Origin of the sequence: Achromobacter sp., assembly GCF_032113835.1 — a bacterium.
GTDB lineage: Bacteria > Pseudomonadota > Gammaproteobacteria > Burkholderiales > Burkholderiaceae_B > Achromobacter.
Map to the genome: position 1 here is coordinate 23,575 of NZ_DAMCTG010000056.1, position 11,896 is coordinate 35,470.

An 11,896-nucleotide genomic window follows, 5' to 3' on the forward strand; every position below is an offset into this window, starting at 1 on the left:
CTCAAACCTTTATCGACGCCAAGCCGTACCTGCCATGAACACCAGACTCCTCCTCCCGCTGACGCTGGCCCTCGCGCTGGCCGGATGCGCCTCCGTCGGCCCCGACTACCAGGTGCCGCCGGATGCCGTGTCCCAGCGGCCGAGCGCGCAATCCTCCTTCGTCGAGGCGCAGGCCGGCGTGTACCGGCAAGAGGCAGTCCCCGGCCATTGGTGGCGCCTGTACAACGACGCCGTGCTGGACGGTCTGGTGGAAAAGGCCCTGGCCGCGAACACCGACCTGCGCGTGGCCAGCGCCAATCTGGAACGCGCTCAAGCCGCCGTGCAGGAAACGAAGGCGCAGCAACAGCCCACGATCGGCGTCAATGCCTCGCCCACGTTCGGCCACGTTTCCGGCCTGCAGGAATTGCAGCCCGGCATCGACCCGCCCAACCGCTGGTCTTACTCCACCGGCGCCAGCGTGTCGTATCAGCTGGACCTCTTCGGCCAGATCCGCCGCGCCGTCGAAGCCTCCACCGATGACGCGCAGGCCGCCCAGGCCGCCTACGACGCCACCCGCGTCACCGTCGCGGCCGAGACCGCGCGCGCCTACGCCAACATGTGCGCGGCGGGCATGCAGCTTGCCTCGGCGCAGCATTCCGTGCAGGTGCAGAAGGAATCGGTCGACGCCGTCAGCCGCCTGCAGCGCGCCGGCCGCGGCACCACGCTGGACGTCACGCGGGCGCGCAGCCAGCTTGAACAACTGCAGGCCAACCTGCCGCCGTTCCAGGCCCAGCAGCGCACCGCGCTGTACCGCCTGGCCGCGCTGACCGGCCAGACGCCCGGCGAAATCCCGCAGGCCCTGCTGCAATGCGCCAGCGCACCCAAGCTGACCGAGACCATCCCTGTCGGCGACGGCGCCGACCTGCTGCGCCGCCGTCCGGACATCCGCCAGGCCGAACGGACGCTAGCCGCTTCCACCGCCCGCATCGGCGTGGCGACTGCCGATCTGTACCCGAAGATCACGCTGGGCCTGTCCGCTGCCTCGGGCGGCCCGGCCGCCATGTTCGGCGACCGCGGCACCTTCAGTTGGAGCGTGGGTCCGCTGATCTCGTGGACCGTTCCCAACACCGGCGCCGCGCAAGCCCGCATCGCCCAAGCCGAAGCCAGCACCAAGGCCGCCGCCGCCCGTTTCGACGCGGCCGTGCTGAACGCCTTGCGCGAAACCGAAAGCGCGCTGGTCGTCTACGCCCGCCAACTGGACCGCGACACCGCCCTGCGCGCGGCCCGCGACCAAAGCGCGGAAGCTGCCTCGCAGGCACGCCGTCTGTTCCAGTACGGCAAGACGGACTACCTGACGGTGCTGGACGCCGAACGCACGCTGGCCACCAATGAAAGCGCGCTGGCCGCGTCGCAGGCGGATCTGAGCAGCGACCAGATTGCGTTGTTCCTGGCGCTGGGCGGCGGCTGGGAGGAGTCGTCCGCCAAAAATTGATTTCCATATTATGGGGATGACATTGCTATCCCCAAACCCCCACTCCTAGAATCGTCCCAAGCTAATAACTACAACAGACGATTCGAGAGCATCGCTCCGGCCACACCGGACACGATGCTCGCGGACGGGGACAATTCATAATATGGAACACCCTGCAAGCGCCCGCGACGCGCGCGTGCTGGACAGCATCACCAAGTTGACGCCGCAGGACGCGGGCCGCGTCGTGATCGCCGGATCGCATGGCGGCAGCTATGCCGCCTACTGCGCGGCGCGCGGTGGCGTGCTGGCCGTCATTCTGAACGATGCCGGCGTGGGTTGGATGCAAGCCGGCATTGCGGGCCTGGACGATCTGCAACGTTGGGGCGTGCCCGCCGCCACCGCAAGCTATCAAAGCTGCCGCATCGGCGACGGCGCGGACATGGCGCGGAACGGCGTCATCAGCTTTGTGAATGCGCTGGCGCAAGACCTGGGCTGCAAACCGGGCATGACCGTGTCCGAGGCCGCGTCGCATCTGGCGCACGCCTCGCCCGACGCCCGACCGCCCGCCGACGTCAAGGAATCCCGCATCGTGTTCAAGACCAGCCCGGACGGCGCGCCGCTGGTCGTCGGCGCCGACTCCGTCTCGCTGGTCGATTCGCGCGACGACGGCCTGATCGCCGTCACGGCTTCGCACGGGGAACGGCTGGCCGGGCTGCAATCGGACGGGGTCCGGGCATCGCCGCGCCTGGTCACCTTCAACGATGCGGGCATCGGCAAGGACAGCGCCGGCATTGGCCGCCTGCCCCTGCTTGACCAACGCGGCATTGCCGCCTTGACCGTCTCCGCGCACACCGCCCGCATCGGCGACGCCCGTTCCTGCTACGAGGAAGGGACCATCTCTTCGGCCAACGCCCGCGCCCGCGAACTGGGCTGCCGCGTCGGCACGCCGCTCAAAACCTTCATCGACGCCCTGCTGAGCGGGCGCGACACCCACTAGGAGCATTACCCGCATGTCCGAAAAACTGGAAATCACCGGCGGCGAAGCCATCGCCCGCATGTTCGCGGCGCATGACGTCGGCCTGATGTTCGGCATGGGCGGCTTTCAGCTGCTGCCGTTCTATGACGCGGCGCGCCGCCTGAAGCTCAATCACAACCTGATCAACGACGAGCGCTGCGCGGTGTTTGCCGCCGACGCCTACACCAAGGTCAGCGGCCGTCCCGGCGTGTGCGATGCGACGCTGGGTCCCGGTGCGACCAATCTGGTGACCGGGTTGGCCGAAGCCTACAACGCCGGCACGGCGCTGGTCGCGCTGGTCGGCGACTCACATCGGATGCATTCGTGGAAGAACATGACGCAGGAAGCCAGGCAACTGGAGGTGCTGCGTCCGGTCGTGAAAGACGTGCTGCGCGTGGAGATGGTCGAACGCATCCCCGAGCTGGTGCGGCGCGCCTTTGCCGTGGCCACCAGCGGACGTCCTGGCCCGGTGGTGCTGGACGTGCCCGAAGACATCGCGCACGCGGTCCATGCCTTTGACGCCGATGACTTTTATTCCAGCCCCAACTACCGGCGCTCGCCCGCGCTGCGCTGCCGGCCGTCGGCCGAGGACGTGGCGCAAGCCGCCAGCATGCTGGCCGGCGCCGCCCGCCCGCTGATGCTGTGCGGCGGCGGCGTGCACATCAGCGATGCCGCCGAGACCGTCCAGGCCTTCGCGCGCAAGTTCGGCATCCCCGTCGCCCACACCATGAGCGGCAAGGGCGCGATCGCCTGCAACGATCCGCTGAACGCGGGGCTGTTCGGCCGCTACAGCCGCATTGCCAACGACCTGATCGCCAAGTCGGACTGCCTGTTCGTCGTCGGCTGCAAGCTGGGCGAGGTGGCGACGCGCCGCTATGACCTGCTGGCCGCGGGCGCGCCGATCATCCATCTGGACATCGTGGCCGAGGAATTCGACCGCACCACCACGCCCGCCCTGCGGCTGTGGGGCGACGTGCGCGCCACGCTGGAAGACCTGGACACGCGCCTGGCCGCCCACGGCGAGCACGCCCGCCAGGACTACGTGGATGAGGTCGGCCAAGCCATGCACGCGTGGCGCGAATCGGTGAACGCCAAGCTGACGTCGGCCGACCGGCCCGTGGGCATGGCGCGGCTGCTGCACGAGATCAACGCCTCGCTGCCGGACGACGGCATCCTGGTCGCGGACGGCGGCTTCGCGGCGCATTGGGGCGGCCTGCTGTTCGACACCAAGCGCGCGGGTCGCGGTTTCGTGCCGGACCGGGGCTTCGCCTCCATCGGCTACGGCATCCCCGGCGCCATCGGCGCGGCCGCGGCGGCGCCCGGACGCCAGGTGGTCAGCCTGACGGGCGACGGCGGCTGCAACATGTCGCTGGGCGAACTGGAAACCGCGGTGCGCATGAAGCTGGCCTTCACGCTGGTCGTGGTCAACAACGCGGCGTCGGGTTACATCAAGGCGCTGCAGCACCTGATGTACGGCGCGGGCAGCTACCAGTCTTCGGATCTGGTCGACACCAATTACGCCAACGTGGCGCGCGCGCTGGGTTGCAATGGCATCCGCGTCGAGGACCCTTCGGAACTGCCGGCCGCGCTGGCAGAGGCGTATGCCTGCAAGGACCGTCCCACAATCCTGGACGTGGTGGTCACGCGCGACCCCGCGCACATGCTGCCGGGCGTGGACAGCCGGGCGGCCAAGATCAAGCCGGGCGACCGCATCGCCTGACGGCGGCGCGCAACGCCCGGTTCAAGACACAACAAAACCAAGCAAGGAGACAACCCATCATGAAGCGCAGAACCTGGATCAAGCTGGCGGCCGCCGCTGCAACGCTGTCGCTGGCGGGCGCCGCCGCGGCGCAGGCCACCTACCCCGACCGCCCCATCCGCCTGATCGTGCCCTTCCCGCCCGGCGGCACGTCCGACGTGGTCGGCCGCATCTTCGCCGAGGCGCTGGCCAAGCAGATCGGCCAGCCGGTGGTGGTGGAAAACCGCGGCGGCGCGGGCGGCAGCGTGGGCAGCCGCGCCGTGGCGTCGGCCGCGCCCGACGGTTATACGCTTCTGCTGGGCACGTCCAGCACCAACGGCACCAATCCCGCCGTGTACAAGAACCTGCCGTACGATGCGGTGAAGGACTTCACGCCGGTCACGCAGATCATCCGCGTGCCGGGCGTGATCGTCGTGAACAAGAACTTTCCCGCCAAGGACTATGCGTCGTTCACCGCCTTGATCAAGGGCGCGCCGGGCAAGTATTCCTATGCCTCGTCGGGCAATGGCGGCGCCACGCACATGGCGATGGAGTATTACAAGTCCCTGTCCGGCCTGGACATGATGCACGTGCCGTATCGCGGCACCGGTCCCGCGCTCAATGACGTGATCGCCGGCCAGGTGCCCATCCTGTGGGATACGGCGGCGTCGTCAATGGCGCATATCCAGTCGGGCAGCCTGCGTCCGATCGTGGTGGCCGCCAAATCGCGCCTGCCGCAATTGCCGGACGTGCCCACGTTTGCCGAGGTCGGCCTGCCCGACTACGACGCGGAAATGTGGAACGGCCTGCTGGCGCCCGCGGGCCTGCCGAAGGACGTGCTGGCCAAGCTCAACGACGCGTCCCGCAAGGCGCTGGCGGACAAGGACGTGCAGGCCAAGTACGCCGGCGTTGGCGCGTATGTTGTCGCCGACAAGCCCGAGGCCTTTGCCGCGATGATCCAGGACGACGTGGCCAAGTGGAAGAAGGTGGCCGACTTCGCCCACATCTCGGCGGAATGACATGGGCGAGCGGCTGAAGGACAAGGTGGCGCTGGTGTTTGGCGCGGGGTCGTCCGGCCCGGGCTGGGGCAACGGCAAGGCCGCGGCGGCGCTGTACGCGCGTGAAGGCGCGCGGGTCTTCGCGGTGGATGTCAGGGAGGACGCCGCGCGCGAAACCTGCGCCATCATCGAAGCCGAAGGCGGCCGTTGCCAGGCGTTGACCGCCGACGTGACGGACTCCGCGCAGATCCAGGCCGCGGTCGCCGCCGTGCTGGCGGCCGCCGGGCGCATCGACGTGCTGCACAACAACGTGGGCATCACCGAGATGGGCGATCCCATCGAAGCCAGCGAGGAAAGCTGGCATCGGGTGCTGGACACCAACCTGACCGGCGTGTTCCTGACCTGCAAGCATGTGCTGCCCGCCATGTTGGCGCAGGGCTCGGGCAGCATCGTCAACATTTCGTCGCTCGCGTCGATTCAGGTCAATTCGTATCCGTACACCTCGTACTACGCGGCCAAGGCGGGATTGAACCATCTGACGCGGTCGCTGGCGGTGCGCTATGCGCCGGACAATATCCGCGTGAACGCCGTGCTGCCCGGCGTCATCGACACCCCGTTGATCTACAAGCAGATTGCGGGGCAATTCGACGACGTCGAGGAAATGCGGCGGCGGCGCAATGCCGCCAGTCCGATGGGGCGGATGGGGGATGCGTGGGATGTTGCCCATGCCGCGCTGTTCCTGGCGAGCGACGAGGCCAAGTACATCACTGGGGTGTGTCTGCCGGTGGACGGTGGCAAGGCCTGCGCGGGGCGCTGACGCGCGCGGGCGTTTCTAACTGAGGCGCGGCGCCAGGTCCGCCGACAATTCCGACGCCGCGCGCTGCAATGCGGCCACCACATCGGTCAGGCGCGCGCCGGAAAGACGCGAGCGAATGGCCGCCACGCTCAACGCCGCCACCACGTGCTGTTCGCGGTCGAACACCGGCACGCCCACGCCCAGCATGTCGGGAATGATGCGGCCCGGATTGAGCGCATAGCCGTTCTTGCGCGCGGCGGCGATGTCCTCGCGCAGCATGTCGGTGGACGGCAGATCGGGCGCCACGCTGGCGTCATAGCGCGCCAGGACACGGTCGACGTCATCGTTGGGCAAGAAGGCCAGCAGCGCCAGACTGCCCGCCCCCACGCCCAGCGGGCGGCGGTGGCCGACTTCCAGCGTCAGGATCTTGATGGGAAAGTCGCCCGTCTTGCGGTCGACGCAGACCGCTTCGTGGCCCGATCGCACCGACAGGAAACTGGTGTCGCCAGTGGATTGGGCAAGCCGGAGCACGGCGGATTCCGCAATGGCCTTGATGCCGTGCCGGCTCTCGGCCGCCAGCCCCAGGATGTAGGACTCGCGGCCAAGGCTGTAGGTCTTGAGGCGCGGATTGAGCGACAGAAAGCCTTCCTGCAGCAAGGCCGAGAGCATCCGGTGCGCGGTGGGCGGCGTCAGGCCGACATCACGCACCACATCCGTCAGGCCGACGCCGCGCGCGGGGGCCGCGCCGACATATTTAAGGATGCGCAGCACGCGGAAGATGCTTTGCGCGCCGCCGACGGCATCGGCCGCGCGTTGCTGCGCGGGCGCGGAGGCTTTCGCGCCGGTCGTGGCAGACGCTGCCATCAATGCACCGTCGTGCCGTCCGGCGGCGTCTGGTTCAGGCCCAGCGCGGCTTCCCAGCTGCGCAGCGGCACGCAGGTCTGCAGGCGGACGATGGCGCGCTGGATCAGGGCGGGATGCAGTTCGTGGCCGACGTGGGTGGCGATGTCGATGGTGGAGTCGCCGTGCAGCTCGGCCAGGCGGGCCTGCGCGGCCTGTGCCTGCGAAACGCTCATGACCGGATCGTCGGCGCCGTGCAGCAGATGAATCGTGGTGTATAGCGGGGCGTTCTTGGGCAGTTGCGCATAGCGGCCCGAGAACGCGATGACGCGGCCGGCCATGCCGTCGTGCGCCTGCACCAGTTCCAGCGCCATGATGGCGCCCTGCGAAAAGCCGGCCACCGCGGTGTCGGACTGCAGCAGGCCGAAGCGCGCCTGGGCTTCGCGCACATAGGTTTCGAGGCGCGGCATGGCCTGGGCCACGCGCTCGGCGCGGTTGTCTTCGGTGACGCCGCGCACGGAGAACCACTGCCGGCCCGCACCGCCGCCGTCAAAGGCCTCGAAACCTTCGGGGATCAGCACGGCCGCGGTCGGAAAGGCCGCGCGCACCGCCTGGGCCAGGGGCTCCAGGCCGGCGGGCGATCCGCCCACGCCGTGCAGCAGGATGAAGAGCTGGCGCACGTCGACGCCCGGGTCGGGAAGAAATTCGATAGAACTGGAAGACGCCATGAAACTGCTCCGTGCTGGCCTGGGACGGTGGGACTGCGCCCCGATTGCCGCATTGTAAAATGCGCCGCGCCCGGCATCGTACCGATGACGCCGGCCACCAAACCACCTTGTAATGCACACACCGAATATCGACTCGGGCGCCGCCGCGCCTGTCAGCAACACTGCCGGCAACGCTGCCGGCGACAATCAGCTGCACCGCGTGCTGAAGGCGCGCCACCTCACGATGATAGCGCTGGGCGGGGCCATCGGCACCGGCCTGTTCGTCGCTTCCGGCGCGGCCATCGCGCAAGCGGGCCCCGGCGGCGCGCTGATGGTCTATCTGGTGATCGGCCTGATGGTGTACTTCATCATGACCAGCCTGGGCGAGCTGGCCACCTTCATGCCGGTGTCGGGCTCGTTCTGCACCTATGCCTCGCGCTACGTGGATCCGGGATTCGGCTTTGCGCTGGGCTGGAACTTCTGGGTCAGTTGGGCCACGGTGGTCGCGGTCGACGTCGTGGCGGCGCAGCTCGTCATGGCGTACTGGCTGCCCGACACGCCCGGATGGATATGGAGCGTGGCCTTCCTGGCGCTGACCTTCGGGCTGAACGCGTTCTCGGCGCGCAGCTTCGGCGAGGCGGAATACTGGTTCGCCATCATCAAGGTGGTGGCGGTGCTGTGCTTCATCGTGGTGGGCGTGGCCATGCTGGCCGGCATCATCCACGGCGGCGGGCCGGTGGGCCTGGACAACTGGAAGGTGGGCGACGCGCCCTTCGTCGGCAACGCGGCGACATGGGTGGGCGTGGCGATGGTGGTGGCCTACTCCTTTCAGGGCACCGAACTGGTGGGCGTGGCGGCCGGCGAATCCGAAAACCCCCGGCGCAACGTGCCGCGCGCGATCAACAGCGTGTTCTGGCGCATCCTGCTGTTCTATGTGCTGGCCATTCTGATCATCGGCCTGCTGGTTCCCTACACCGATCCGCAACTGCTGCGCAACGAGGTCGAGGACATCGCGGTCAGCCCCTTCACGCTGGTGTTCGAGCACGCGGGCCTGCTGTCGGCGGCCACGGTGATGAACGCGGTGATCCTGACCTCGGTGCTGTCGGCCGGCAATTCGGGCATGTACGCGGCGACGCGGATGCTCTTCAACATGGCGGCCGAGGGCCAGGCGCCCGCCCTCTTCAAGCGCCTGACCCCGCGCGGCGTGCCGCTGTATGCGCTGCTGGCCACGACGCTGCTGGCGTGCCTGTGCCTGTTCAGCGTGGTGTACAGCCCGAAGGCCGTCTACATCTGGCTGCTCAATTTCGCGGGCATGACGGAATTCATCGTGTGGCTGAGCATCGCGGTCAGCCACTACCGCTTCCGCCAGGGCTATGTGAAGCACGGCTACGACACCGCCAACCTGCCCTACAAGGCGGGACTCTTTCCGTTTGGGCCGCTGCTGGCCTTCGTGCTGTGCCTGGTGGTGACGCTGGGACAGAACTATCAGGCGTTCCTGGAAGAACGCATCGACTGGATCGGCGTGGTGTCGACGTACCTGGCCATTCCGCTGTTCCTGGGACTGTGGATCGGCCACCGGCTGCTGCGCGGCTCGCGGTGGGTGAAATACCAGGACATGCGGTTCTAGCACTTTTCGGGGACACGTTTCGGGGGCACTTTTCGACACCTCCGGCCGGCGCAAAGCCCGGTACAATACTGTACATTCATACAGGTATTGAGCACCGGGCGCTTTCGCCATGCAGTCCCCCGAACATATCCATCCCGCGTTGTGGCGCGCCACGCAGTTGGCCAAAGGCGCCGCACGTACCCTGCCAACCGGGCATGCGGCGCTGTCGGCCGAACTGCCGGATAACGGCTGGCCGCTGGGATCGCTCGTCGAACTGCTCACCCCCCATCCCGGCATCGGAGAAATCCGCCTGCTGCGTCCCGCGCTGGCCCAGCTGGAAACCCGCCGTCCCATCGCCCTGGTGCAGCCGCCGCACGTGCCGCACATCGCCAGCTGGATGAGCTGGCGGCTGGATCCCCGGCAGCTGCTGTGGGTGGCGCCCGAAAAACCGGTCGACGCACTGTGGGCCAGCGAACAGATCCTGAAAAACGCCAGTTGCGGCGCGCTGATCTGCTGGCTGCCCCACGTGCGCCCCGAATCCCTGCGCCGCCTGCATCTGGCTGCCCAGGCCAGCGACCTGCTGTTCATCGCCGTGCGCCCGTCCCGCGCCGCGCAGACCGCCACGCCCGCCGCCTTGCGGCTGGCGCTGGCGCCCGCGCCCGGTGGCCTGTCCGTCCATATCCTGAAGCGCCGGGGGCCAGTCTGCGACACCCCGCTCTACGTGGGCCTGGAGCCCGGCGCGCTTACCCCCTCTTCTCCCCGCCATGCGCCTCTGGATCGCCGCCTACCTGCGCTGCCTGCCGCTGGACGCCATACGCCCGCACTGGCCGCATGACCAGGAGGCGTTCGCCGTTCTGGATCAGGAACGGGTCGCCGCCCTGACACCCGCCGCCCGCCAGGCCGGCGTGACGCCCGGCATGCGCCGCGCGGGCGCGGCGGCCATCGCCCCCGGCGTGGAACTGCTGCCCCGCAATGCGCTGGCCGAGGCCGACGCCCTGCACGGCGCGGCGCTGGCCCTCTTGCAATACACCCCCGAAATCGCCCTGGCCGACGGCGACACCGTCCTGCTGAACGTGGGCGCCAGCCTGATGTTCTTCCGGGGGCCGCGCGCGCTGAGCCGGCGGGTGGCCGCCACGCTGCGCGCGCTGGATCTGCGGGTGTCGCTGGGCATGGCGCCCACGGCCAAGGGCGCCTGGCTGCTGGCGCGGCGCGCCGGCCGGCGCGTTCCCCGCCGCACACTGAAGCTGCCCACCCTGGCGCGGCGGCTCGATGCCCTGCCGCTGTCGTTGCTGCCCCAGGCGCAAGACCGCCGCAACTGGCTGGACGACATCGGCTGTCACACGCTGGCGCACCTGCGCGCCCTGCCGCGCGGAGGGCTGCAGCGGCGCAGCGCGCCCGACCTGCTGCAGGCGCTGGACGCCGCCTACGGTCAGGTGCCCGAACTCTACCGCTGGCTCGAGCCGCCCAACCAGTTTTCGCGGCGGATCGAGCTCATGGACTATATGGAGAACACCGCCGCCGTGTTGGCCGTGGCGGGCCGGCTGGCCGAGCAGCTGGGCGGCTGGCTGACCGCGCGGCAACTGGCCGTGCGGCGCGTGGTGCTCAGCATGGACCACGAGCGCGGCCGCCACGCCCGCCCGCCCACCGAACTTGAAGTGGCTCTGGCCCAGCCCATCTGGCAGGCGCAGCAGCTGCTGCATCTGCTGCGCGAAAAGCTCAACCACTTCACGCTGGAAGCCCCCGTCATCGCCGTGACGCTGCACGCGCCCGACACCGTCGAGCAGCCCGCCGCCAGCACCACCCTGTTCCCCGAGCCGGGCGGCACCGCCGCCGACCACGCGCGGCTGCTGGACCTGCTGGTGGCGCGGCTGGGCCGCGACCGGGTGCGCCATGCCCAGCCCACCGCCGACCACCGCCCCGAAGCCGCCAATTCCTGGGGCGATGCACTGGCCGCGCCCGAACGTCCCGCGCCCCTGCCGCCGCTGCTCGACCGGCCGTTCTGGCTGCTGGAAACCCCGCAGCCCCTCAAGCTGTCCGGCCATCGCCCACACTACGCCGGCCAGGCGCTGCGGCTGATGCGCGGCCCCGAACGCATCGAAAGCGGCTGGTGGGACCCCGCCCTGACCGTGCGCGATTACTTCGTCGCCGAAGACGCGGCCGGCGCGCGGTACTGGATCTACCGCGAGCGCGACGCCGAGGACGCGCGCTGGTTCCTGCACGGACTGTACGCCTGACATGCGCATGGACGACGACGCCCCCGATCCGCTGGACCCGGCCGAAGTTCTGGCCCAGCTGCCCGGCTATGCCGAGCTGCAATGCCAATCCAATTTTTCGTTCCTGCAAGGCGCCTCGCACCCCGAGGAACTGACCGCGCGGGCGGCCGAACTCGGCTACGCCGCATTGGCCCTGACCGACGAATGCTCGCTGGCCGGTGTGGTGCGCGCCCACACCGAAGCCAAGACCCTCAAGCTGCCGTTCATCGTGGGCGCCACGTTCCAGCTGCGCGCCGCGCCCGACGCCGCGCCGCTGGGGCTGACCCTGCTGGCGCAGACGCGCGAAGGCTACGGCAACCTGTCGGAATTCATCACGCTGGGCCGCACCCGGGCGCCCAAGGGCGAGTACCGGCTTTCCCCGCAAGACCTTGCCGATCCGCCCGCCGGCCACGCGCACCTGCGCAGTCTGCCGGAATGCCTGGCCATCCTGACGCCCGCCTACGGCACCGACGCCGACCGCATGGCCGACCAGG

Annotated in this window: 11 protein-coding genes; 9 read left to right on the top strand and 2 right to left on the bottom strand. The window is 69.1% G+C overall.

Going from position 1 to position 11,896, the window contains the following annotated elements; all coding sequences use genetic code 11:
• The first annotated feature begins 34 nt into the window (after positions 1 to 34).
• The 5 genes from RT697_RS18390 (at position 35) to RT697_RS18410 (ending at position 6,018) form a co-directional block, all read left to right on the top strand.
• A complete protein-coding gene (locus RT697_RS18390) occupies positions 35 to 1,471 on the top strand; it encodes an efflux transporter outer membrane subunit (RefSeq protein ID WP_313700833.1) in 1,437 nt (478 codons plus the stop codon).
• Positions 1,472 to 1,613: 142 nt separating this feature from the next.
• The gene (locus RT697_RS18395; RefSeq protein WP_313700834.1) at positions 1,614 to 2,447 is read left to right on the top strand and encodes a hypothetical protein; all 834 of its coding nucleotides are present in this window, start codon (positions 1,614 to 1,616) and stop codon (positions 2,445 to 2,447) included.
• A gap of 13 nt (positions 2,448 to 2,460) precedes the next feature.
• Positions 2,461 to 4,185 carry a thiamine pyrophosphate-binding protein gene (locus RT697_RS18400; protein ID WP_313700836.1) on the top strand — a complete coding sequence of 575 codons (1,725 nt, stop codon included), beginning with the start codon at positions 2,461 to 2,463 and terminating at the stop codon, positions 4,183 to 4,185.
• Between the two features lie 59 nt (positions 4,186 to 4,244).
• Positions 4,245 to 5,222, top strand: a complete 978-nt coding sequence (locus RT697_RS18405; protein ID WP_313700838.1) for a tripartite tricarboxylate transporter substrate binding protein BugE — start codon at positions 4,245 to 4,247, stop codon at positions 5,220 to 5,222.
• Position 5,223: 1 nt separating this feature from the next.
• Complete coding sequence (locus RT697_RS18410; RefSeq protein ID WP_175136681.1) at positions 5,224 to 6,018, top strand: SDR family NAD(P)-dependent oxidoreductase; 795 nt, start codon at positions 5,224 to 5,226, stop codon at positions 6,016 to 6,018.
• A gap of 15 nt (positions 6,019 to 6,033) precedes the next feature.
• On the opposite strand, the gene RT697_RS18415 is transcribed toward RT697_RS18410, so the two are convergent.
• Positions 6,034 to 6,861 (bottom strand): IclR family transcriptional regulator, encoded by an 828-nt coding sequence (locus tag RT697_RS18415; protein WP_313700841.1) that lies wholly within the window; start codon positions 6,859 to 6,861, stop codon positions 6,034 to 6,036.
• A complete protein-coding gene (gene ypfH / locus RT697_RS18420) occupies positions 6,861 to 7,565 on the bottom strand; it encodes an esterase (RefSeq protein ID WP_312431051.1) in 705 nt (234 codons plus the stop codon). Before ypfH ends, RT697_RS18415 begins: the two co-directional genes overlap by 1 nt.
• Positions 7,566 to 7,677: 112 nt before the next feature.
• Between ypfH and RT697_RS18425 the strand changes: the two genes are divergently transcribed.
• The 4 genes from RT697_RS18425 to RT697_RS18440 all read left to right on the top strand — a co-directional run.
• A complete protein-coding gene (locus RT697_RS18425; RefSeq protein ID WP_313700843.1) occupies positions 7,678 to 9,171 on the top strand; it encodes an amino acid permease in 1,494 nt (497 codons plus the stop codon).
• Between the two features lie 109 nt (positions 9,172 to 9,280).
• Complete coding sequence (imuA, locus tag RT697_RS18430) at positions 9,281 to 9,985, top strand: translesion DNA synthesis-associated protein ImuA (protein WP_191579473.1); 705 nt, start codon at positions 9,281 to 9,283, stop codon at positions 9,983 to 9,985.
• A complete protein-coding gene (locus tag RT697_RS18435) occupies positions 9,915 to 11,384 on the top strand; it encodes a DNA polymerase Y family protein (RefSeq protein ID WP_313700844.1) in 1,470 nt (489 codons plus the stop codon). Before imuA ends, RT697_RS18435 begins: the two co-directional genes overlap by 71 nt.
• Before the next feature lies 1 nt (position 11,385).
• Positions 11,386 to 11,896: PHP domain-containing protein (locus tag RT697_RS18440; RefSeq protein WP_313700846.1), on the top strand; the 511-nt coding region annotated here is incomplete at its 3' end.

Coding starts and splice junctions, on each gene's coding strand:
- RT697_RS18390 (WP_313700833.1), top strand. CDS start 35: ATGAACACCAGACTCCTCCTCCCGCTGACGCTGGCCCTCGCGCTGGCC.
- RT697_RS18395 (WP_313700834.1), top strand. CDS start 1,614: ATGGAACACCCTGCAAGCGCCCGCGACGCGCGCGTGCTGGACAGCATC.
- RT697_RS18400 (WP_313700836.1), top strand. CDS start 2,461: ATGTCCGAAAAACTGGAAATCACCGGCGGCGAAGCCATCGCCCGCATG.
- RT697_RS18405 (WP_313700838.1), top strand. CDS start 4,245: ATGAAGCGCAGAACCTGGATCAAGCTGGCGGCCGCCGCTGCAACGCTG.
- RT697_RS18410 (WP_175136681.1), top strand. CDS start 5,224: ATGGGCGAGCGGCTGAAGGACAAGGTGGCGCTGGTGTTTGGCGCGGGG.
- RT697_RS18415 (WP_313700841.1), bottom strand. CDS start 6,861: ATGGCAGCGTCTGCCACGACCGGCGCGAAAGCCTCCGCGCCCGCGCAG.
- ypfH (WP_312431051.1), bottom strand. CDS start 7,565: ATGGCGTCTTCCAGTTCTATCGAATTTCTTCCCGACCCGGGCGTCGAC.
- RT697_RS18425 (WP_313700843.1), top strand. CDS start 7,678: ATGCACACACCGAATATCGACTCGGGCGCCGCCGCGCCTGTCAGCAAC.
- imuA (WP_191579473.1), top strand. CDS start 9,281: ATGCAGTCCCCCGAACATATCCATCCCGCGTTGTGGCGCGCCACGCAG.
- RT697_RS18435 (WP_313700844.1), top strand. CDS start 9,915: ATGCGCCTCTGGATCGCCGCCTACCTGCGCTGCCTGCCGCTGGACGCC.